This is a genomic window from Rhodococcus sp. ACT016 (assembly GCF_050477185.1).
Classification (GTDB): domain Bacteria; phylum Actinomycetota; class Actinomycetes; order Mycobacteriales; family Mycobacteriaceae; genus Prescottella.
Genome location: NZ_JBEAET010000001.1, coordinates 2216682 through 2236720 on the forward strand (window position 1 = coordinate 2216682; position 20039 = coordinate 2236720).

General features: G+C 69.6%; 19 protein-coding genes and 3 pseudogenes. 11 read left to right on the forward strand and 11 right to left on the reverse strand.

Annotated features, from left to right (window positions below):
• Positions 1 to 95: 95 nt before the first annotated feature.
• Positions 96 to 1655 carry a long-chain-fatty-acid--CoA ligase gene (locus ACQ5DX_RS10355; protein WP_430332544.1) on the reverse strand — a complete coding sequence of 520 codons (1560 nt, stop codon included), beginning with the start codon at positions 1653 to 1655 and terminating at the stop codon, positions 96 to 98.
• 322 nt (positions 1656 to 1977) lie between these two features.
• On the opposite strand from ACQ5DX_RS10355, the pseudogene ACQ5DX_RS10360 reads away from it, so the two are divergent.
• A pseudogene (locus ACQ5DX_RS10360) lies at positions 1978 to 3422 on the forward strand (class I adenylate-forming enzyme family protein); the annotation flags it as partial.
• Here ACQ5DX_RS10360 and ACQ5DX_RS10365 read toward each other — a convergent pair.
• The 3 genes and pseudogenes from ACQ5DX_RS10365 to ACQ5DX_RS10375 form a co-directional block, all read right to left on the reverse strand.
• The gene (locus ACQ5DX_RS10365) at positions 3417 to 4418 is read right to left on the reverse strand and encodes an IS481 family transposase (RefSeq protein ID WP_430335613.1); all 1002 of its coding nucleotides are present in this window, start codon (positions 4416 to 4418) and stop codon (positions 3417 to 3419) included. The pseudogene ACQ5DX_RS10360 and the gene ACQ5DX_RS10365 overlap by 6 nt on opposite strands.
• Positions 4415 to 5359: an MFS transporter gene (locus tag ACQ5DX_RS10370; RefSeq protein ID WP_430335614.1), complete on the reverse strand. Its 945-nt coding sequence runs from the start codon at positions 5357 to 5359 to the stop codon at positions 4415 to 4417. The genes ACQ5DX_RS10365 and ACQ5DX_RS10370 overlap by 4 nt, the downstream gene beginning before the upstream one ends.
• Before the next feature lie 67 nt (positions 5360 to 5426).
• Positions 5427 to 5867 (reverse strand): annotated as a pseudogene (locus ACQ5DX_RS10375) (MFS transporter); the annotation flags it as partial.
• Here ACQ5DX_RS10375 and ACQ5DX_RS10380 point away from each other — a divergent pair.
• Together ACQ5DX_RS10380 and ACQ5DX_RS10385 are read left to right on the forward strand one after the other, a co-directional pair.
• Positions 5849 to 6598, forward strand: a complete 750-nt coding sequence (locus ACQ5DX_RS10380; RefSeq protein WP_430332545.1) for an ArsR/SmtB family transcription factor — start codon at positions 5849 to 5851, stop codon at positions 6596 to 6598. The pseudogene ACQ5DX_RS10375 and the gene ACQ5DX_RS10380 sit on opposite strands and share 19 nt — an antisense overlap.
• A gap of 49 nt (positions 6599 to 6647) precedes the next feature.
• Positions 6648 to 6935, forward strand: a pseudogene (locus tag ACQ5DX_RS10385) (AMP-binding enzyme); the annotation flags it as partial.
• A gap of 14 nt (positions 6936 to 6949) precedes the next feature.
• Here ACQ5DX_RS10385 and ACQ5DX_RS10390 read toward each other — a convergent pair.
• The 3 genes from ACQ5DX_RS10390 to ACQ5DX_RS10400 form a co-directional block, all read right to left on the reverse strand.
• Positions 6950 to 7825, reverse strand: a complete 876-nt coding sequence (locus ACQ5DX_RS10390) for a LysR family transcriptional regulator (protein ID WP_430332546.1) — start codon at positions 7823 to 7825, stop codon at positions 6950 to 6952.
• A 3-nt stretch (positions 7826 to 7828) separates the two neighbouring features.
• Positions 7829 to 8713 carry a LysR family transcriptional regulator gene (locus ACQ5DX_RS10395; RefSeq protein WP_430332547.1) on the reverse strand — a complete coding sequence of 295 codons (885 nt, stop codon included), beginning with the start codon at positions 8711 to 8713 and terminating at the stop codon, positions 7829 to 7831.
• Between the two features lie 94 nt (positions 8714 to 8807).
• Positions 8808 to 9749 (reverse strand): MBL fold metallo-hydrolase, encoded by a 942-nt coding sequence (locus ACQ5DX_RS10400; RefSeq protein WP_430332548.1) that lies wholly within the window; start codon positions 9747 to 9749, stop codon positions 8808 to 8810.
• Positions 9750 to 10198: 449 nt separating this feature from the next.
• On the opposite strand from ACQ5DX_RS10400, the gene ACQ5DX_RS10405 reads away from it, so the two are divergent.
• Entirely contained in the window at positions 10199 to 10537 is a 339-nt protein-coding gene (locus ACQ5DX_RS10405; protein ID WP_430332549.1) for a hypothetical protein, read from the forward strand.
• A gap of 22 nt (positions 10538 to 10559) precedes the next feature.
• Here ACQ5DX_RS10405 and ACQ5DX_RS10410 read toward each other — a convergent pair whose 3' ends face one another.
• Together ACQ5DX_RS10410 and ACQ5DX_RS10415 are read right to left on the reverse strand one after the other, a co-directional pair.
• A complete protein-coding gene (locus ACQ5DX_RS10410) occupies positions 10560 to 10799 on the reverse strand; it encodes a WhiB family transcriptional regulator (RefSeq protein ID WP_430332550.1) in 240 nt (79 codons plus the stop codon).
• Complete coding sequence (locus ACQ5DX_RS10415) at positions 10796 to 11344, reverse strand: HNH endonuclease (protein WP_430332551.1); 549 nt, start codon at positions 11342 to 11344, stop codon at positions 10796 to 10798. Before ACQ5DX_RS10415 ends, ACQ5DX_RS10410 begins: the two co-directional genes overlap by 4 nt.
• Before the next feature lie 404 nt (positions 11345 to 11748).
• On the opposite strand from ACQ5DX_RS10415, the gene ACQ5DX_RS10420 reads away from it, so the two are divergent.
• The gene (locus ACQ5DX_RS10420; RefSeq protein ID WP_430332552.1) at positions 11749 to 12948 is read left to right on the forward strand and encodes a sensor histidine kinase; all 1200 of its coding nucleotides are present in this window, start codon (positions 11749 to 11751) and stop codon (positions 12946 to 12948) included.
• Between the two features lie 38 nt (positions 12949 to 12986).
• A complete protein-coding gene (locus ACQ5DX_RS10425) occupies positions 12987 to 13667 on the forward strand; it encodes a response regulator (protein ID WP_430332553.1) in 681 nt (226 codons plus the stop codon).
• On the opposite strand, the gene panB is transcribed toward ACQ5DX_RS10425, so the two are convergent.
• Both panB and ACQ5DX_RS10435 read right to left on the reverse strand, forming a co-directional pair.
• Positions 13658 to 14494, reverse strand: coding sequence for a 3-methyl-2-oxobutanoate hydroxymethyltransferase (gene panB, locus ACQ5DX_RS10430; protein ID WP_430332554.1), 837 nt, complete (start codon positions 14492 to 14494; stop codon positions 13658 to 13660). The two genes, ACQ5DX_RS10425 and panB, sit on opposite strands and share 10 nt — an antisense overlap.
• 195 nt (positions 14495 to 14689) lie before the next feature.
• Complete coding sequence (locus tag ACQ5DX_RS10435) at positions 14690 to 15340, reverse strand: hypothetical protein (RefSeq protein WP_430332555.1); 651 nt, start codon at positions 15338 to 15340, stop codon at positions 14690 to 14692.
• Positions 15341 to 15540: 200 nt separating this feature from the next.
• On the opposite strand from ACQ5DX_RS10435, the gene ACQ5DX_RS10440 reads away from it, so the two are divergent.
• From ACQ5DX_RS10440 to ACQ5DX_RS10460, 5 genes are all read left to right on the forward strand, one after another.
• Positions 15541 to 16032, forward strand: coding sequence for an FxsA family protein (locus ACQ5DX_RS10440; protein WP_430332556.1), 492 nt, complete (start codon positions 15541 to 15543; stop codon positions 16030 to 16032).
• Positions 16033 to 16050: 18 nt separating this feature from the next.
• Complete coding sequence (locus ACQ5DX_RS10445; RefSeq protein ID WP_430332557.1) at positions 16051 to 17646, forward strand: amidohydrolase; 1596 nt, start codon at positions 16051 to 16053, stop codon at positions 17644 to 17646.
• Entirely contained in the window at positions 17636 to 19273 is a 1638-nt protein-coding gene (lnt, locus tag ACQ5DX_RS10450; protein WP_430332558.1) for an apolipoprotein N-acyltransferase, read from the forward strand. Before ACQ5DX_RS10445 ends, lnt begins: the two co-directional genes overlap by 11 nt.
• Positions 19274 to 19278: 5 nt before the next feature.
• Entirely contained in the window at positions 19279 to 19422 is a 144-nt protein-coding gene (locus ACQ5DX_RS10455) for a hypothetical protein (RefSeq protein WP_430332559.1), read from the forward strand.
• Between the two features lie 191 nt (positions 19423 to 19613).
• On the forward strand, positions 19614 to 19847 hold the full coding sequence (locus ACQ5DX_RS10460) for an MbtH family protein (protein ID WP_430332560.1): 234 nt from the start codon (positions 19614 to 19616) through the stop codon (positions 19845 to 19847).
• Positions 19848 to 20039: the final 192 nt, after the last annotated feature.

Sequence of the window (20039 nt, forward strand, 5' to 3'; positions counted from 1 at the left end):
CCGAATCAGGTTCGTGCTCGTGGCGATCGGATTCCATCACTCCTGGATCGGGCCGGCGCCGGGGCCCGCGGTCGTCATCGACGACGACGTTACGGTTACGCACGACCTGCCTCCGCGCCGGACCGGGCGGGCAGCAGTTGCGTGCGCAGCACGTTCTTCTGAACCTTGCCGGTGGTGTTCCGCGGCAGCTCCGGCAGGACGGTGAGCAGCTTCGGGCACTTGTATCCGGCGAGCCGTTCGCGGCTCCAGTCGGTGAGCCCGTCCAGGGTGGGCGGTGCTGCGGGATCCCGCGGCACGACGACGGCATGCGGCACCTCGCCCCATACCTCGTGCGGCGCAGCGATCACGGCCACTTCGGCGACCTCCGGATGGGCGGCGATGACGTCCTCGACCTCCGCGCAGTAGATGTTCTCGCCGCCGGAGATGATCATGTCCTTGAGCCGGTCCACGACGTAGATGTAGCCGTCCTCGTCCTGCCGGACCAGGTCGCCCGAGTGGAACCATCCGCCGCTGAACGCCGCGGCGGTCGCTTCCGGCTTGTTCCAGTAGCCGGTCATCACGGAGGGGCCGCGATAGACGATCTCGCCGATCTCTCCCGTCGCGACGTCGTTCATGTCGGCGTCGACGATCCGGACCTCCACGTTGAGGAGGGGGGTCCCCACCGCGCCCAGCTTGCGCTCGGCATCCTCGCCGAGGAGCAGCGTCGTGACCGGGCACGTCTCGGTCTGTCCGAAAGCGGAGAAGATCGAGGCCGACGGAAAAGTGTCGAGCAGTGTCCGGATCAGCGTCGTGGTGGCCGGCGCGGCTCCCCACGAGATCAACTGCAGGGCAGACAGTTCCCGTTCCGCGATTCCGGGGACCGCGCAGATAGCCTGCCACTGCGCGGGCACGAGGAAGCAGTAGCCGACACGCTCGCGTTCGAGGACGTCGACGATCTCGACCGCGTCGAAGGCCCCCGACCGGGCGAGCACGACCGTCGCGCCGACCTGGATCGCCGGCAGCATCCCGGAGAAGGCCCCGATATGGAACAGCGGGGTCGCGATCAACCACACGTGGCAGTCCGTGGGCAGACCGATGTGTGCGATCCGGCTCATGCACTGAACCATGAGGTTGTAGTGCGACAGCATGGCGCCCTTGGGCCGACCGGTGGTGCCGGACGTGTACATGATGAGCGCCGGAGCGAGTTCGTCGACCGCGATCGCGACCGGGGAGGGGTCGGCCGCACTCAACGCCGCGTCGAATCCCTCGGCGTCCGCGGTTCCGTCCCATGCGCCAACCACCAGACAGGTCCGCAGGGTCCGTCCGGTCGACGCCAGGGCAAGCACGGGAACCAATGCCGCGTCGACGACGACGTGCTCGGCGCCGCTGTCGTCGAGCAGGTACTCGACTTCGGCTGCGGCGGAACGGAAGTTGAGCGGAACGCAGATCGCACCGATGCGGGCGCACGCGAAGTACGTTTCGATCAGCTCCGGGCTGTTGTGGCACAGGGTGACGACACAGTCACCGGCCGTGACGCCGCGGTCGAGGAGTGTCCGGGCGAGCCGGTTCACCCGCTCGTCGAGTTCGCGATACGAGCGGTCCAGTCCGTCGAAGCGCAGTGCCGAGACGTCGGGGGTCCGTCGGGCATGTCGGGCGAGCTGATCGCTGATCGTCATTCCACCGCCGGGAGATGGTGTCTCGACCGTGTGCATGGAATTTGCCTCCTGAATATGTCTGCGGAGCAGTTGTTTTCCTCAGAAATGCTCGAATCGTGTGATGTGGATCGCACCATCCGACACGGAGCTGAGCAAAGATCGATCGGCTCATGCCGTGTTCGGCCGAAACTATGTGCATTCGGGCGTCGAGTCCGATATGCCCGAATGCAGGTGGAGTGAACCACCAGTGTCGGCTATCCGACTGCTCGGCCTTTCGTATTGGACTCCCCGTTCCGTACCGCGGAGGGTTGAACACGTGCCGGGTACGCCGGACACGCGAGCGATGCCCCACTCAAAGGAGCGAGAAGTGAACCCTTCCCCGTCGGCCACGCCGGTGCTGTCTTACCCCGATGTTTCCATGGCCGCCGTGGCACCCAGTGTCGCGTCCCTCTACGGTGAGCGGGTCGCGATCGTCGACGGCGACGAGGTGTGCACCTAGATCGACCTCTATCGGCGCGCCGCCGGGTTCGCGGCGGGACTGCGGCGGGCGGTCGTCCAGGAGGGGATGTCGTGCTGCTCCACCTGGCGAACAGCATCGATTTCGTCGTCGCCTATCACGGGATCCTGATGGCCGGGGCGACGGTGACACCCGTGAACCCACTCCAGCCGGCGGGTGGCCTACGCCCACAGATCGTCGACACGGGGGCCGTCGTGGCGGCGGGGCAGACGTCGACGATCGATACGCTGATCGAAGCCGCGTGGGGCACCAGTATTCGTGTCGTCGTGGTGTCTGGGAAGGACGGGGACATCCCGCCCGACCGGCGGGACGGGGCCGTCGTCGGGTTCGCCGACTTCGTCACCGGCGGCGACGTCCCGGACGAGGTCCTGCCGCCGCGCTTGTCGCAGGTGGGCGGTGAGTCGGTCGCTCATTTGGCCTATACCGGAGGCACGACCGGGACGCCGAAGGGTGTCCGGGTGTTGCAGCGCAACGTCATCGCCAATGTCGCGCAGATGACCGCGCAGCGTGCCGGGATGCTGCCGGTGGCGGACCACCGTGGGCTGCTCACACTGGAGCCGATCGCCGGGCTCGAGGACTGCGCAGTGTCGCCGGGGCACGGGTCGACCGTGGTCGTCTCACCGCTCTTCCATGCGCATGCACTGATCAACATGTCGTTCCTGATGCTCTCGGGAATCACCCTCGTGCTGGCGGGGCGCTTCGCCCCGGAGCGGATGCTCGAACTGATCGAGCGCCACCGTGCCGTGTATCTCACGGGAAGTCCCGCCATGTGGCACGCCCTCACCGGGCACCCGGACATGCGGCGTCGCGACCTCTCCTCGGTGCGGGTGGTGTCCTCCGGTGCCGGCCCGATCGACCGTCCCACGCTCGACAGGCTTCGGGAGGGCTTCCCGGAGGCGCGGATCGTCGAGGGGTACGGACTGACGGAGGCCACCTGCGCGGTGACGACCGCACCGGCGTCGGCAGCGGACGGGTTCAAGATCGGCAGTGTCGGGGTGCCCCTCTTCGACACCGAGGTCGAGGTGAGGTCGCTCGACACCGGCGGCCGAGTGCTCGCGGCCGGGGAGCGGGGCGAGTTGTGGGTGCGCGGGCCGCAGGTCGCGGACGGCTACCACCAGCGTCCGGAGGCAACCTCGGAACAGTTCGTCGACGGGTGGCTGCGAACCGGGGACATCGCGTACCGCGACGAGGACGGTTTCGTCTTCATCGCCGACCGCGCCAAGGACATGCTGATCTACAAGGGCTACAACGTGTATCCGCGGGAGCTAGATGTAGGAGGCCAACACGTTGCTGACACTCGCCGTGAGTCGTGATGCTGGCGAGTCTCCGTCGGCCGCACTGTGGGGCCGGTGGTAGTTGTAGTGGATGTTCCAGACGCCCAGAGCTTCTCGGCGTTGGTCTTCTGATGTCCAGGTCCGGGCGTAGAGAAACTCCTCAGAGAGGATCCTGTTGTACCTCTCCACTTTCCCGTTATGGCGCGGCGTGTACGGAGTAATCCGCTGATGCCGCGAGCCGAGCAGCGCCCGGGCGAAAGCCTCGGCGCGGTAGCAGGCTCCGTTGTCGGTGACGATCCGCTCGATATGGGTGATGCCGTGGGCGGCGAACCAGGCTCGGGCCCGGTGCATGAACGCGATCGCCGTGATGGCCTTCTCGTCGGGGAGAGCTTCGGTGTAGGCAAGCCGGGAGTAGCCGTCGATCGCGGGATGGAGGTAGACGTAGCCGCCGCGCTTGGTCTTCCTCTTTGACTGTTCGGCCGCTTTGGCTTGGTCTGTGCCGCGTCCGTGGGCTCTCCATCCGCCGCCGTCGGGGATGCGGCCGACTTTCTTCACGTCGATGTGGACCATGTGCCCTGGGCGTCTGGCGATGATCTTGCGCGGCTCGCGGTTCGACTCGCCGTTGGGATCGATGAAGCGTCGGTGATTCAGCCCGAGCGCGGCCAGGTGGCGGGTGACGGTGCGGCGACTGATGTCCAGGTTGTCTGCCTGGAGCTCGAAGGTGATCCGTGACGCCGACCATTTGTGGGTGCGGCGCATGACCTCGATCCGGGCCACGATCGCTGGATCGGTGGCGGTTGGTTGGTGATGGGGTGCGGATGCACGGTCGAGCAGGCCAAGTTCGCCGTGGCGGCGGTAGCGGTTGACCCACTTCGACGCGGTGGCGCGTGAGATGCCCATCTCGGCCGCTACGTGCGCGATGGGACGGGTCCGGCAGCGCTCGATCAGGCGCTTACGGCCCTCTGGGGTCAAGGGGCTGTTGCGGTGAGTCATGAGGACCGGGATTGCTGGCTTCGTGCGACGCCGAGGCAGAGCAGGCCGGCGAGGACGAAGAGGGCTGCTGAACCTATGAACAGCGCAGTCGAGTGTGAGCTGAAGCCAGGCGCGGTTGCAGACCCGGCGACGGCGGCGAAGACCGCGATGCCGAGCGCTCCGCCGGTCTGCCGGGCGGTGTTGCTCGCACCGGAGGCGAGGCCAGGTGCGCGAGGCGTGGCCTTCAGCGCTGCCGCGACGATCGCCGGAGTGAGAACGCCGAGGCCGGTGCCCCACAGGGCAAGGAAGCATGCCAGGACGATGTAGCCGGTTCCGGTGTTGGTGAGGCTGACGGCGATCCCGACCATTCCGGCCGCGGCGACGAGCAGGCCGAGAGCGGCGGTGCGCCATACGCCGATGCGAGTGGAGAGTCGCCCTGCTGGTGCTCCGAGGAGCGGAAGCGGCAGCATCGCAGGGAGGGTCAGAAGACCTGCGGCGAGCGGGTCTAGCTTGTGTACGTCCTGGAATGCCTGCGTCAACAGGAACAGCCCTCCCAGCGCGCACAGGTTCATCAGTCCGGCCACCAGGGACGCCAGCCCGAGCGGGCGTCGCGCCTCGCGGGATACCGGGAGCAGCGGTCGCGGCACCCGCCGCCCGATGACGAGCAAGGCCGCCAGCGCGCAGGCGGCGACCGCCGCGAACAGCACCGCCGACGACGGCGCGGCGGGAGCCTGGATGATCGCGGTGACGAAGCAGGTCAGCGCGGCCACGAGCAGCGCAGCGCCCGTCCAGTCCACGTTGCGTCCCGGTTGCTGCCGGGGCGTGGACCTCGGTAGCCGGATGACCGGCACGAGTGCGAGCGCGATGACCGGGACGCCCAGCCAGAACACCGCCCGCCATCCGGCGGCCTGGACCAGGAGCCCGCCGATGACGGGGCCTGCCGGGTGGGCGGCCCCGCCGATCGCCGCCCACGCCCCCGACGAGCCGGTTTCGGGAGGTCTCGTCCGGGCTGTTGTCGATGAGGAGCGCGAGCGTGCCCGGTAGCATCAAGGCCGCGCCGACGCCCTGGACTGCGCGTGCCGCGACGAGCACGGCGATGGTCGGTGCCAGGGCGCACAGTACGGACGCGCCACCGAAGCCGATGAGGCCGAGCAGGACGACTCTGCGGTGGCCGATGAGGTCGCCGATCGCGCCGGAGGCCAGCAGGAGCGCAGCCAGTGGCACCGAGTAAGCGTCCACCGTCCACGCCAGCCCGTTGCTTCCCGCGTGTAGCTCAGCGCCGATCTGTGGGAGCGCGACGTTGACGACGGTCACGTCGAGCAGGACGAGGAAGTAGCCGCCGCACAGCGCAAGGGTCAGAGGCCATCGGGAGGGATTTGGTGCCATGCTCCCGATCCTCGGTCCGGGACGTTTCAGCGGGCGTCGAAGTGTTCCGCTCGTAGCATCGAGGTATGAGCCAGGATCGGACATCACCGGGTGAGCCGGACATCGCCGGTGTCGCCTCCGCCTTCGCTGACCCCAGACGCGCCCGTGTGCTGATGGCGCTGGCCGATGGGCGTGCGCTCCCGGCCGGACGCCTTGCCCAGGAGGCGGGCGTGTCCGCCTCCACGATCAGCAACCATCTGACGGTGCTTCTGAACCACGAGCTGGTAGCCGTCGAGCAGCAGGGTCGCCACCGCTACTACCGCCTGGCCACCGACGATGTTGAGGGAGTCCTGGAAGCTCTCGCTCGCCTCGCGCCACGTACTCCGATCACTTCCCTGCGTGCCCACTCCCGCGCGCATGCGGTCCGGAGCGCTCGGACCTGCTATCGCCATCTCGCCGGGCAGGCCGGGGTTGACCTGTTCCAGCGGTTCATCACGGCAGGCTGGATCGCCGGAGGCGATGGACTCCACCACCCGGAGATCACTGGTGACCGGCTCTCCTCATCGGGGAAAGGCGACCAGTACCGGCTCACCGCTGACGGAGCCGAGTCGTTGATGGCGTGGGGCGTAGCGCGCGACCGGCTCTCGACCGTGCGACCGCTGCGCTACTGCATCGACTGGACCGAGCAGGCACATCACCTCGCAGGGCCGCTCGGCACAGCGATCACCGACAGACTCTTCGAGCGCGGCTGGATCACACGAGGCCTGGTCCCACGCAGCGTCAACGTCACCGCCGAAGGAGTAGCGAACCTGGCGGCGTGGCTGTCACCTCGCTGACATCGACGTCAGATCGCCGGTCGCACTCTGTCAATAACGTCCCGGCCAGCAACAGCTAGAGGACATCCTGGCCCGCCACCCCGATGTCGAGAGTGCCGCAGTCGTAGGTCGGGAGAACGCGGCGGTCGGCCAGGAGCCGGTGGCCTTCGTGGTCCCGAAATGGGGACGGTCGGTGCAGCCGCAGGCCGTCGTCGACTTCGTCGCCCGGGAAGTGCTGCCGTACAAGAAGTTGCGAGATGTGGTCGTCGTCGGCTCGCTGCCCGTCTCGGCGGCGGGCAAGGTCCTCAAGGCCGAGTTGCGGAACCGACTCGACCGGGGCGCGGCGTCACCCTCCTGATCTCGCGATTCCCGTCAGCCGGCGAGTTCGCGGGTCAGCGCGACGAACGCGGCCGCCGGCGGCTGGAGCGAGGACTCGTCGAACACGAGACCGAAGGGTCGGGTGATGCGTGGTTCGATCGCTCTGACGATGACCCGGCCCCGGGCGGATTCCGCAACCGAACGCTCGAGGAACGTTCCACCGAGTCCGGCCGCCACCATCGGGAGTCGGGCCTCGCGGTGCTCGGTCACCACCGAGGCGCGAAGCGTGTATCCGGCGCGTCGAACCGTCTCCTCGATTTCGTCGGCGTACGACGAGCCGGGCGGCACGATGATCATGGGGATGTCGGGCAGGTCCGCCAACGGAAGTGGATCCGCGTCGGGCACGTCCGCGTCCGGGGGATAGACCAGCCAGTATTCATCCTCGCCCAACTCGAGCGTGTCGAGTTCGTGCCCGTCGACCGATGGCAGATGCGCGACGACGATGTCGCACAGGCTCTCCCGGAGCAGTCCGGCACCGCGCGCCTCGTCACGGAGTTCGCTGATCCGGATGTGGACACCCGGATGGCGCTGCCGGTACTCGGTGACCACAGACACCACCCCGACGACCAGCGACGGGGTCGACGCGATGTGCAACTGTCCGCTGATCTCGCCGTCGGGCACGGTCACCGACTCGACGGCGGCGGTGACGTCGCGCAGGATGACCCGGCCCGGGCCGATTAGTGCCCGCCCGGCCGACGTGAGGATCATGCCCCGACCGATCCTCTGGAACAGTGACGTCTTCAACTCGCGTTCGAGCACTTGGATCGCCTGCGACACGGTCGGCTGCGAGACCCCGAGGGCCGCTGCGGCGCCGCTGATGCCCTCGTGCTCCGCGACCGCGAGGAAGTACTCGATCTGACGTAGTTCCATCGCTCAGTTCCGAATCTCGCCGGTGGACAGTGCCTTCACCGTCTCGAGGAATCGCTCGGCGGCCGGAGACAGAGCATCCTGCCGCACGACTGCGCCGATCATCCTGCGCAGCGGCGGCTCGGTGGATCTCCGCTCCATGTTCGGAAGCTCCTGTTCTGCAACATTTCTCGGCATGACGGCGGCAGCGGATCCCTGGGACACGAGATTCCAGAGCCCGGGCATGTTGTCGCAGTCGACGACCACGTGCTCGAGCGTGGACTCCCCGATCGCGTCGAGACCTGCGCGGGTGCCCTTGTCGGACAGGTCGGCGACGAGCGGGAGCTGCGAGACGTCGGCCAGTGGAACGGGGTCGGCGAGCCCGGCTGCGAGGTGGGTGGGCAGCACGACGACCATCTCCTGCTTGCAGATCGGCCAGGAGCGGAGGGACCCGATGTCGACCGAGAGGTCCGTGACGCCGACTTCGGCCACCCCCTGCCGCAGTGCGTTGAGGACGCCCAACGGGCCGTCGGTGTCGATGATGTTCACCACCACCTGCGGATGCGCCTCGCGGAACCGGGTGACGAGCGGTACGAGCGGGTCGATGGACAACGACGAGTGCGCGACCAGGTCGAGCCGACCCGACTGCAACGTACGGACCGTCTCCACGGCCTGCTTCGCGCGCTCGACGTCGGTGAGGATGCGACGAGCGAACACCTCGAACGTGCGGCCGTGGTCGGTCAGTTCGAGTCGTCGACGGCTGCGGTCGAACAGGTCGACCCCGAGTCGGCGCTCGAGGGTTCGAATGGCCTGTGACAGGGAAGGCTGCGAAATGTACAGTTCGCGCGACGCCGGTGTGATGCCGCCGTGGTCCACGACCGCTACGAAATACGTGACGAGGTGGAGGTCCATTGGAACATCTTAAGGCCGCCCGCCCGCTCCGGATTCCGCGGTCGCTCCCGCCCCCACGGCGCGAGCGAGATCCGTTCAGGCTCAGTGGTTTCTTTCAGGAAGAGCGGTCGACCCACCGCGCCGGCTCGCTCTCGGCCCGGTGGGCGCGACCCTGGTCCGCGAGCACGATCAGATGGGCCTGGGTCTCTCGCACGGCGAGGCGGCGCAGACGATCCGGCATCGCCTCGATCGGGCGTGACCAACTGATGCGTTCGGTGATCTCCCAGGCGTTGGATCGTGGCGACTCGGAGACGGCCTTCTCGATCTCGTTCAGGCGCAGACGATGGTGCTCGATGAGTTCACGTGCGCGCTCTGGCAGGCCGCGGAAGCGGTAGTCGTGCGCGGGGAGGGCCTCGCCGGCGGAGACGTTGGCAATCCTGTCGAGTGATTCGAGATACTGGCCCAACGGGTTGCTCAGGTAGCCCGGAATGCTGGAGATGTTGGGCGAGACCCGGGGCAACACGTGGTCGCCGGTGAACACCAACGACCGTCCGTGCTCCACCAGGCAGATGTGTCCGGGCGTGTGTCCGGGTGTCCACACGACCTCGAGATCCCAACCGGGAAATTCGATCCGGTCGCCGTCCCCGACCACGACGTCCACAGTCTCCGTTCGGGCGAACCGGACCAGATCGGCCGACCTTGCCGCGGTCACCACAGTTTCGGGGGAGCCGAGCCAGCGCAGTTGCTCCGCGTCGATCCGCTCGGTGACGGCGTACTCGGTCTCGTCGAGGTAGCGCAGCCGGTGCGCATCGGCCGCATGCATCACGATCGAGGCGCCGCTGGCCTTCCGTAGCCGTGGAACGAGACCGAAATGGTCGGGATGGAGATGGGTGATCACCGCGGTCTTGACGTCGGTGATGTCGTGGCCGGTCGCTCGGACGCCGGCAACCAGCGCGTCCCAGGATTCGACGTCGTCGAGTCCGGTATCCACGAGAACCAGACCGTCAGGAATGACCAGCGCGTAGACGAGTGTGTAGCGCAGGGGATTTCGAGGCATCGGCACCGGAATCGACCATAGGCCCGGACGGAATTCCTCGACCGGCGGAAATCGCCCGTCAATCCAGGCTTCCCGCTGCACGACTCCCGTGACCTCGAACAACGCTGCTTCCCTTCGCCTTCGGACGTGTCCTCGTAGTCGACCACCGCGGGGGCGTCGGGGCAAAGATCGAAGTCCTCACCGCGCGTTAGGGGCAACCTATCGTTCAACGCTCGAGCCGACTGGTGGCCCGTTCCGGGTCCTAAATCGGTCAGGGTGCCTGGAAGAGTCCGAACCCAGGACGGGCAGAACGCCGAGGACATGCCGCGCATCCTCGCCCTGGCCCTGCGTAACCTGGCCCCACGCTGAGTCGGCACCGGCGGCGGGGCGGTCAGAATGATCGGGTGTTCCGATTCCGCCGGCCCCGGCACTCCGATGACGGACGAGGTCCGTTCGATCCGCGAGACCTTTTGCGTGCCTACGAGACCCGGGCCTCGCGCGAGATCAGGCCCGGCGGCGAACTGCTGGTCGTGATCCCGCTACGAGACGAAACGACGCTGGAGATCAGCGTCCCTGATCCCGCGGCGGACTGGATCGAGTCGCGGATCCGCGGGCTGTGCGCCACATTGTGCGAGATCGACCGCCGCGCCCAACTCACCCTGCGCGGCGAGTTCTGCATCGGCTGGATCGAACTGGACTCGGCCGACCACGGCACCGTCGACTACTGGGAGAACGGCGTCAACAGCGAGTATCCCGTCGACATCGGGTGGACCGGGGACGGCTGGGCGCAGTCGTCGACGTCCGACTGAACCCAACCGGGCCCGTCCGGCGTCAGCGGGCGACGCGGCCGCTGCGGTATTCGCGGCCGCCCCACACCCCGGACTGGCGGGTGGCCGCGGCGTAGTCGCCGCACGCCGCGGCAATGGGGCAGCGCGCGCAGACCCGCGCGGCGTACTCGAACGACTCGCTCGGATCCGGGAACCACCGGTCCGCGTGCACGTCGCCGCGGCAGGCGGCGTCGTCCCAGTCAGGCGTCGTCGGCAGCGGTTCGGCCGACTTCAACAGGGTCATGAGGTGCTTCCTTCCAGGGCGAGGTCGCGCCAGATGCGCCGCTGCCGCTTGACGTCGTCGCGTGGCGCGCGCGGTGTCCACAGCAGCGGCATCGCGGCCTCCTCGGGTGTGCGGTCGGCCTTGCGCTGGTTGCAGGGTGCGCAGGCGGCGACGAGATTGCCGTAGGTGTCGCCGCCGCCGCGGCTCCGCGGGAACACATGGTCGACCGTCCGGGCGTCCCGGCCGCAGTACGCGCACCGGTACCGGTCGCGCCGCAGGATCGCCACGAAGCACGCGCGGGTGTCGTCGTCGACGACCGGGCGCGGCGGCGTGTGGACGTAGTCGACCAGTCGCACGACCCGGGGGAGCGGCACCGCGACATGCTGCGAGCGGACCACGAACCGTGGGGCGTGTTCGACGACGGTGACCGCGAGAGCTTCGACGACGAGCACGACCGCGCGGGCGGCCGGCACGACGTCGAAGTCCTCGAACGTCGAATTCAGCACCCGCACTCGATGATTCATCCAGGTGCGTGCGGTGGTCGCGGTGGGATTGGGGTGTGCCATGACAACACGGGCCTCGTCTCGGGTATCGGGTGGATGGGTCGGACCCGAGGTCGTGACTGTCCCGTGCGCGGCGGAGCGCCGGCCGATGCTGGTGCGAGTGGGGCGGTCACGCCCCGGGCAGGGGCGTCAGCGGATGCCGGACTCCGGCAGCAAGCCGAAATGCTGCGGCTGCATGGGCCGGCGGACGTCGGCGGCATACTGCGCCATCGACCCGATCGGGGTGGTGCAGAGATTCGATGCACGCATCGCGCCGGCCGTCCTTCCTGAGCTCGCGGTGACTGGGGAAACCGAGCGAACGGTCTCACACCGTCGACCGCATGCGCACGTGATTTTCGGCACCGGAAGCGCCCGACGCCCCGGTCGCCGTTCGGTCCCACGGGCGGGCGCCTCCTACGCTGCTCGCCATGCGGAGGTTCAGTCTGTGGCTGCGGGAGCGGCCGATGGTCGCCGATGGGATGCTCGCCGGGCTGCTGTTCGCCCTCGAGATCGCGTCGGCGTTCGGTCGGACGGCACCGGTGCTGTATGCACTCACCGGCGCCGGGCTGTCCCTGCCGATCGTGTGCCGCCGCCGGCACCCGCGCAGCGCCGCGACCGCCGTGCTCGTGATGTCGATCGTGTGCACCCTGACGCTGTACGCGACCGGCGACCTGAACGCCGACGAGAACTCGCATCCGGCGGTGTTCGCGCTCGCGGTGTCGCTGTACACGCTGGTGGCGTACGTGGGTCGGCGGGCGGCGGCGCTCTACACGGTCGGGCTCGTGATCGACACCACGGTGTCGATCACGCTGCTGCAGCAGGAGGCGCTCGCGTCGGTGATCTTCTCCGCCCTCGCGTTCGCGCTGTCCTGGATTCTCGCCGAGTTCATCGGCGCGCGCCGCGCCTACGACGAGGAGGTCGCCGCGCGCCTGGCGGTCGCCGAACACGAACGGGACCGCAGCGCGGACGACGCCGTCTACGCCGAACGCACCCGCATCGCCCGCGAACTGCACGACGTCGTCGCCCACGCGGTGAGCGTGATGATCGTGCAGGCCGACGGCGCGTCGTACGCCCTGCGCCGCGATCCGGAGAAGGCCGAACGCGCGCTGTCGAACATAGCCGGCACCGGGCGCGAGGCACTCGCAGAGCTGCGCCGCACCGTCGCCCTGCTGCGCACACCGCAGACCCCGGAGGAGATGCCGCAGCACGGCACCGCCGGGGTCGCCCGGGTGGTGGAGACGATGCGGGCCGCCGGGCTGGCGGTGGAGCTGACCCAGGCCGGTGCCATCGACGACGTCCGTCCCGCGGTGAGCCTCGGCGTCCACCGGTTGGTGCAGGAGTCGCTGACCAACGTGCTGCGGCACTCGGGCGCCGATCCGAAGGCCTGGGTCCACATCGCCCGCCGCGAGCGGGACGTGCTGGTCGAGATCGTCGACAACGGCAGCGCCCGGTACGGCAGTGCGGCCCGTCGCCGACGCGGCGCCGGCGGGGCACTCGGCGGCAGCGGCAACGGACTCGTCGGCATGCGGGAGCGGGTCGCGGTCCTCGGCGGCACCCTCGAGGCGGGTCGTCGGGCCGACGGCGGGTGGACCGTCCGCGCCGAACTACCGCTCGACCCGGACGAATGAATGTGCGGCGGGCGGCCGCGACCCACTAGATTCGTTCCGTGCCGATCTCCGTTCTCCTCGTCGACGATCAGGAACTCATGCGCATGGGCCTGAACATGGTCCTCGACGCCCACGACGACATCGTGGTGGTCGGGGAGGTCGCCGACGGTGCGGCGGCGATCCGCGCGGCGCACGATCTGCGGCCCGACGTGGTGCTCATGGACGTGCGGATGCCCGTCGTCGACGGCGTCACCGCCACCGCGCGGATCCTCGAGGCCGACGGCCCCACCAAAGTGCTGGTGATGACCACGTTCGACGTCGACGAGCACGCGCTGGGTGCGCTGCGCGCCGGTGCCAGCGGATTCCTGCTCAAGGACACTCCGCCCGAGGACCTCGTCTCGGCGATCCGCAGCGTGGCCGCCGGTGACGCGGTCGTCTCGCCGCGCGTGACGCGGCGTCTGATCTCCCGTTTCCTCCGCGACGACCTGCCCCCGACCCGTGATCCCGCGATCCTCGACGTCCTCACCGACCGGGAACGCGAGGTGCTCGTGCTGGTCGCGAGCGGGCTGTCGAACTGCGAGATCGCCGCGAAGCTGTTCGTGTCCGAGGCGACCATCAAGTCGCACGTGGGGCGGGTGCTGGCGAAGCTGGACCTGCGCGACCGCGTCCAGGCCGTCATCCTGTCGTACGAGACGGGGCTGGTGCGCCCCGGAACGGCATCGACGCAGCGTCAGCCGTAGCGGTGCTCGGGTCCCGGGTATTCGCCGGCCAGCACCTGGTCGGCATACGCCCGCGCCGCGTCCACGAGTGCGTCGCCGAGATGCCCGAAGCGTTTGACGAACCGTGCCGTGCGGCCGCGGTTGAACCCGGACATGTCCTGCCAGACGAGCAGTTGCGCATCGGTCAGCGGCCCGGCGCCGATACCGATCGTGGGGATTGCGAGGGTCCGGGTGATCTCCGCGGCGACGTCGGTGGGGACCATCTCCAACACGACCGCGAACGCGCCGGCCTCCTGCACCGCGACGGCGTCGGCGATCAGCGCGTCCGCGTCGTCGCCGCGCCCCTGCACGCGGTAGCCGCCCAGTCCGTTGACGCTCTGGGGCGTGAATCCGATGTGCGCCATCACCGGCATCCCGGCGGCGGTGATCGCGGCGATGCGCGACGCCACCCGCCGTCCGCCCTCCAACTTCACCGCGCGGGCCCCGGTCGCCTCGACGAACCTCGCCGCGGACTCCCGTGCCGCGGCGGGGCCGTGCTCGTAGGCGCCGAAGGGTAGGTCGGCGACCACCAGCGCGTGCGGGGCACCCCGCACCACGGCGCCGACGAGCGGCAACAGTTCGTCGACGGTGACCGGGACGGTGGTGTCGTAGCCGTACACGACGTTCGCCGCCGAATCACCCACCAGCAGAACGGGAATGTCCGCGGAGTCGAGGATGCGCGCCGTCGAGTAGTCGTACGCGGTGAGCATCGACCACTTCTCGCCCCGGATCTTCCAGGCGGCGAGATGCTCGGGTCGGATCGCGACGCGTGTCGTCACGTCCGGAGCGGCAGTTCCGAAAGTTGCCATCGGTGTTCTCTTTTCGTCCCTCGAGTCCACTGCGGGTACCCGGGTGTCCATGTGTGGCAGGGAATCTAGCCACACGCGGTCCGCGGCGGAACGGGCACGTGAGATACACCACACTCACGCGGTCGTGGGACACGCCTGTCGTGAAGGGTTCCTCCCGACGCCCGGGAGGAACCCTTCACGACCGGGAACCGCGGCCTAGGCGGTGAACTGTCCGACGGTGCCGAGCGCGGTGCAGGTGGTGCCGGACTCGTACGTCACCTGGCCGAACAGCGCGGCCAGCACGTTGCCCTCGCCGGTGTCGACCGTCTTCGACAGCGTCGGCACGTTCAGCAGCGTGTCGTCGAGCGGCACCACTCCGCCCTTGAGCGTGGTGGTGTTGAACCAGGCCACCTGCAGATCCGACTGCTTGGGGATCTCGAGGTGTGCCGGGACGGCCTGGAATCGCAGGTTTCCGCGCGCGATCCACGGCGGCAGCGGGAAGTTGGGGCCGGCCTGCGCGCTGGCGACGGTCACGGTCATCGGATTGTCGGCGACGCCGCAGCCGAAGGTCGGTGCCGGGAACAGGAATTCCTTCGCGGTCGTCTTCCCGACCTCCTGGCCGGTGACGCCCTCGATGAGATCGGTGACGCCGGGCGCGCCCAGTAGGCCGCCGAACAGATCCGTCGCCTGCGGCGCGTTCTTCGTGAACTGGCCGATCAGCTCCTGCAGCGACGGGGGAGCGGCCGGTACGGGGTCCGCGACGGCGACGCCCGAGAACACGACGGCACCGGCCGCCGTGGCCGCGACGGCGGCGGAGAGGCGGACGAGCACTCGGCGGGCGGTGCCTCGCTCGAAACGTCGTGACATATGAACTCCTCCCTGAGGGATCGGCCCTCCCAGCCGATCGGTACCCGTACTGCACCATGCGCGAAGTCTCTACGTCAACTTTAGGGTTAGACCGTTACGGGATCGAATCCGGACACGTGGGAGCATTCCGGGGTCGTCGATCGTTGAGCAGTCAGAGTGCCCGCCATCGTCCGGCCGGCGCGCCACCGAAAGGACCCACCATGATCGCCCTGCTGTTCGTTCTCTACGTGGTGGTGGAGCTCGGCGCCCTGATCTGGGTGGGCAGCACCATCGGCGTGCTGTGGACGGTGCTGCTGCTGATCGCCGGTTCGGCCGTCGGCATGATCCTGGTGAAGTCCCAGTGGCGCGCGGTGATGGTCGGCTTCCGCCGCGCCTCGCGCGGCGAGGGATCGCCGACCGGCGCCGTCGCGGACGGGGCGATGGTCGCGGCCGGTTCGGTGCTGATGTTCGTGCCCGGCCTGGTGACGTCGGTGCTCGGTCTGCTCATGCTGCTGCCGCCGACGCGGTGGGCGCTGCGCCCGGCCGCGGTGCTGCTCGCCGGCAAGAAGGCGAGCGTCACGCTCACGGGTGTCGAGTTCGCGTCCCGCGCCGCGGGTGCGCGCCGGGGGACCGTCATCGACGGCGAGGTCGTGGACGTGTACCCGGACTTCCGGCCCGACACCCCGCCCCAGGGACCCCGCGCCCTGCCGTAACAGGCAGACTGGACGTCCGTGAGTACCCAACTGTTGGTCGACGGCCGTATCTACAGTCCCAGCGCACCCGACGCGACCGCGATGGCGGTCACCGACGGCATCGTGGTCTGGGTCGGAGAGGACCGCCCGGGCCGCGCACTGCATCCCGACGCGGAGATCGTCGAACTCGACGGCGCGTTCGTCACGCCCGGTTTCGTCGACACCCACGTCCACGTCACAGCGCTCGGTCTGCAGCTGACCGGGCTCGACCTCGGCGGCGCGCGCAGCAAGGCCGAATGCCTGGATCTGGTGCGGCGATTCGCGGGCGAGCGGGACGACGCCGTGATCTGGGGACAGGGATGGGACGACACCCGCTGGCCCGACATCGCGCCGACCACCGCCGAACTCGACGAGGCCGCGCCGGGTCGGGCGGTGTACCTCACGCGCATCGACGCGCACTCCGCGCTGTGCTCGACCCCGCTGCGGCAGGCGACCCCGGACCTGGCGGCGGCCGCCGGGTTCTCGCCCGACGGCCCGCTCACCGGCGCCGCGCACCACGCGGCCCGCGCCCAGGCGCGCGCGCTGCTGACCCCGACGCAGCGCGCGGCCGCCCGCACCGCGGCCCTCGACCACGCCGCCGCGCAGGGCATCGTCGCCGTCCACGAGTGCGGCGGCCCCGACATCGGCGGTCTCGACGACTTCCGCGAACTGCTGGCGCTGGCGCACGGCGTCGAGGTGCGCGGCTACTGGGGCGAGGCAGTCGACACCCCGGAGGCGGCCACCGCACTGCTCGCCCGGACCGGCGCGCACGCGCTCGGCGGGGACCTCTTCATCGACGGCGCGCTCGGCTCGCGCACCGCGGCCCTGGTCGAGCCGTACCACGACTGCGCCGGCCACCACGGAAACACCTACCTGGGCGTCGACGCGGTCGCCGCGCACGTGCGGGCCTGCACGGTCGCCGGGATCCAGGCCGGCTTCCACGTGATCGGTGACGCCGCCGTCGCCACCGCCGTCGCGGCGTTCGCGGCCGTGGCCGCCGACCTGGGCGGCCCGGCGCTCGCCGCGCGCGGGCACCGGCTCGAGCACCTCGAGATGGTCACCCCGGACCAGGCCTCCCAGCTCGGCACATGGGGCGTGATCGCGAGCATGCAGCCGGTGTTCGACGCGCTGTGGGGTGGACCCGACGGGATGTACGCGCAGCGCCTCGGCGCCGAGCGGGCCGCGGGGATGAACCCGTTCGCGCCCATCGCCGCCACCGGGATGTCGCTCGCGTTCGGGTCCGACGCCCCGGTGACCCCGGTGGATCCGTGGGCGATGCTGCGCGCGGCCGTCCACCACCACACCCCCGGCAGCGGGGTCTCGCCGCGCGCCGCGTTCTCCGCGGCCACCCGCGGCGCCTGGCGGGCCGGCGGTGTGCGCGACGGCATGGCCGGCACCCTGACGCCGGGCGCGCCCGCGTCGTACGCGATCTGGGACGCCGACGAACTGGTCGTCTCGGCACCCAAGGACTCGGTGCAGCGGTGGTCCACCGACCCCCGTTCCCGGGTGCCCGCGCTGCCGCGACTCGAGGACGGTGCCCGCACGCCCGTGTGCCTGCGCTCGGTGCACCGCGGAGTCACCGTCCATGAGCGGTGACGACCGCACCAGCCGACGGCCGCTGACGGCGACACTGCGCGACTGCGTCCCGGCGGTCGCGTCGGGCCTGCTGCTGTTCGCGAGCTTCCCGCCCCGGCCGCTGTGGTTCCTGGCGCCGCTCGGCGTCGCGCTGCTCACCGCGGTGCTCGCCGACTACGGGCGGCGCGGGCGCACCCTGCGCGCCGGCTTCGGCTACGGCTACCTGGCGGGCCTCGGTTTCCTGGTGCCGCTGCTGCCGTGGATCGGCGAGTACGTCGGCCCACTGCCGTGGCTGGCGCTGTCCGCGGCCGAGGCCGTCTTCATCGGCCTGTTCGGTCTCGGCGCCGTGCTGGTGGCCCGACTGCGCGCGCCGCGGTGGGTGGGGGCGCTCGCGATCGCCGCGGTCTGGAGCCTCACCGAGTGGCTGCGCTCGACGCTGCCGTTCGGCGGATTCCCTTGGGGCAGGCTCGCATTCGGGCAACCGGAGGGCTGGCTGCTGCCGCTGGCCGCGCTCGGCGGCGCACCGCTGCTCAGTTTCGGTGTGGCCCTCACCGGCACCGGACTGGCCGCGGTCGCCTACGTCGTGGCGCGAGACCGGTCGCTGCGGGCGCTCATCGGGCCGGTCGTGGTGGCCTGTGCCGCGTCGGTCGTCGCGCTGGCGACCGTGCCGTACGTGCACGCCGACGCGGACGGCGACCGGACGATCACCGTCGCGGCGATCCAGGGCAGCGTGCCCCGGTTGGGGCTCGAGTTCAACGCCCAGCGCCGCGCGGTGCTCGACAACCACGTGCGCCGCACCTACCAGCTCGCCGACGACATCGCCGCCGGGCGCGAGCCGCAACCCGACCTGGTCGTGTGGCCCGAGAACGCGTCCGACATCGACCCGCTCCGCAACGCGGACGCGGCCGAGGAGATCACCGCGGCGTCGGAGGCGGTGGGGGCGCCCATCCTGGTCGGCGCGGTCCTGGTGAACGCCGACCGCACCACCACCAACTCGGTGATCGTGTGGGACGGCGCGAACGGACCGGGCGAGCGGCACGACAAGCGGATCATTCAGCCGTTCGGCGAATACCTGCCGTATCGGGACTTTTTCCGCCACTTCTCGTCCTACGCCGACCAGGCCGGCAACTTCGTGCCCGGCCACGGCAACGGGGTCGTCACCGCCGACGGCATCCCCGTCGGCATCGCCACCTGCTACGAGGTGGCGTTCGACCGCGCGCTGACCCAGTCGGTGCGCGACGGCGCGCAGTTGATCGCGGTGCCGACGAACAACGCGACGTTCGGCGACACCGAGATGACGTACCAGCAGCTGGCGATGTCACGGGTGCGCGCCGTCGAGCACCGCCGCGACGTCGTCGTCGCCGCCACCAGCGGTGTGAGCGCGATCATTGCCGCCGACGGTGCGGTGGAGCAGCAGACTGCGCTGTTCGAGCCGGCCGCCCTCGTGTCGCAGGTCTCGCTGCGCACCGGAACCACGCTGGCAACCCGCCTCGGTCCGATTCCGGAGGTTCTCCTGTGTCTCGGGGCCGCCGTCGCCCTCGTGTTCGCCGCCGTGCGCGGCCGGCGGGGTGACGGGTCGGCGAGCACGACGACGCAGCGGACAGACAGCGCCGTCGAGGACGCACACGAAGCGCCGGGTTCGCCGTAACCGAGGTGCTGATCACGTTCACCGAACGCGAGCTCGGTGAGTCGAAGATTAGCGGCAACATCGTCCGTGAAGCGCTGCCGAAGGTGAGCCGGTGGGGGCTCACCAACCGGCTCGCGAAGGCGAAAGCGCTGGTCGCCTCGGCTCGGTAGCGGCTTCTCCGGCCACCGCGAACATGTTCTCCACGCATGCGCCCCGTGGGTGCTCTCCCGTCCAGGGACGGCATCGACGGGGCGCAACTGCGTTCGAGTCGCCTAGCATGGTGTAACGGACCCGGCAGGGAACTCGATCTAACTTGTGGTGTGCACCACTCTGCATCGGAACACGATCGAGAGGTGAAGTGGTGACAAGTCCATCAAGTCCCTTTGATGACCCCGAGGCTGACTATCTGGTGCTGGTGAACGAAGAGAACCAACACTCGTTGTGGCCGGCGTTCGCCGACGTTCCCACCGGCTGGGCGATAGTGCACGGGAAGGCGTCCCGCCGTGCCTGCGTCGACTACATCGACCGCAATTGGACGGATCTCCGGCCTACCTCCGCGGTGGCCGCGAGGGACCATGATCCGTCGCTCGACTAGGCGGCCCGGTGACGCCGCGAGGCGTCCTCGATCCGGCCTCTCCACGGGGGCCGGACCATTCGGACCGAAGGGTCATTTCTGCCTATCTACCAGGCCAAATGAGGTCCTGGCGCGGGTCGGGAAACCGTCCGAGCGCCGAAAGGATCTTGATATGGTGTGGTCCCGATGCAACCAGGGCATTCTGCTCTCAGG

What these genes read in the sequence shown, in the direction of transcription:
- ACQ5DX_RS10420 (WP_430332552.1), top strand. Translation starts at nt 11,749, where the DNA reads ATGCGGAGGTTCAGTCTGTGGCTGCGGGAGCGGCCGATGGTCGCCGAT.
- ACQ5DX_RS10355 (WP_430332544.1), bottom strand. Translation starts at nt 1,655, where the DNA reads ATGACGATCAGCGATCAGCTCGCCCGACATGCCCGACGGACCCCCGAC.
- ACQ5DX_RS10415 (WP_430332551.1), bottom strand. Translation starts at nt 11,344, where the DNA reads ATGGCACACCCCAATCCCACCGCGACCACCGCACGCACCTGGATGAAT.
- panB (WP_430332554.1), bottom strand. Translation starts at nt 14,494, where the DNA reads ATGGCAACTTTCGGAACTGCCGCTCCGGACGTGACGACACGCGTCGCG.
- ACQ5DX_RS10400 (WP_430332548.1), bottom strand. Translation starts at nt 9,749, where the DNA reads ATGCCTCGAAATCCCCTGCGCTACACACTCGTCTACGCGCTGGTCATT.
- ACQ5DX_RS10365 (WP_430335613.1), bottom strand. Translation starts at nt 4,418, where the DNA reads ATGACTCACCGCAACAGCCCCTTGACCCCAGAGGGCCGTAAGCGCCTG.
- lnt (WP_430332558.1), top strand. Translation starts at nt 17,636, where the DNA reads ATGAGCGGTGACGACCGCACCAGCCGACGGCCGCTGACGGCGACACTG.
- ACQ5DX_RS10380 (WP_430332545.1), top strand. Translation starts at nt 5,849, where the DNA reads ATGAGCCAGGATCGGACATCACCGGGTGAGCCGGACATCGCCGGTGTC.
- ACQ5DX_RS10440 (WP_430332556.1), top strand. Translation starts at nt 15,541, where the DNA reads ATGATCGCCCTGCTGTTCGTTCTCTACGTGGTGGTGGAGCTCGGCGCC.
- ACQ5DX_RS10390 (WP_430332546.1), bottom strand. Translation starts at nt 7,825, where the DNA reads ATGGAACTACGTCAGATCGAGTACTTCCTCGCGGTCGCGGAGCACGAG.
- ACQ5DX_RS10395 (WP_430332547.1), bottom strand. Translation starts at nt 8,713, where the DNA reads ATGGACCTCCACCTCGTCACGTATTTCGTAGCGGTCGTGGACCACGGC.
- ACQ5DX_RS10435 (WP_430332555.1), bottom strand. Translation starts at nt 15,340, where the DNA reads ATGTCACGACGTTTCGAGCGAGGCACCGCCCGCCGAGTGCTCGTCCGC.
- ACQ5DX_RS10410 (WP_430332550.1), bottom strand. Translation starts at nt 10,799, where the DNA reads ATGACCCTGTTGAAGTCGGCCGAACCGCTGCCGACGACGCCTGACTGG.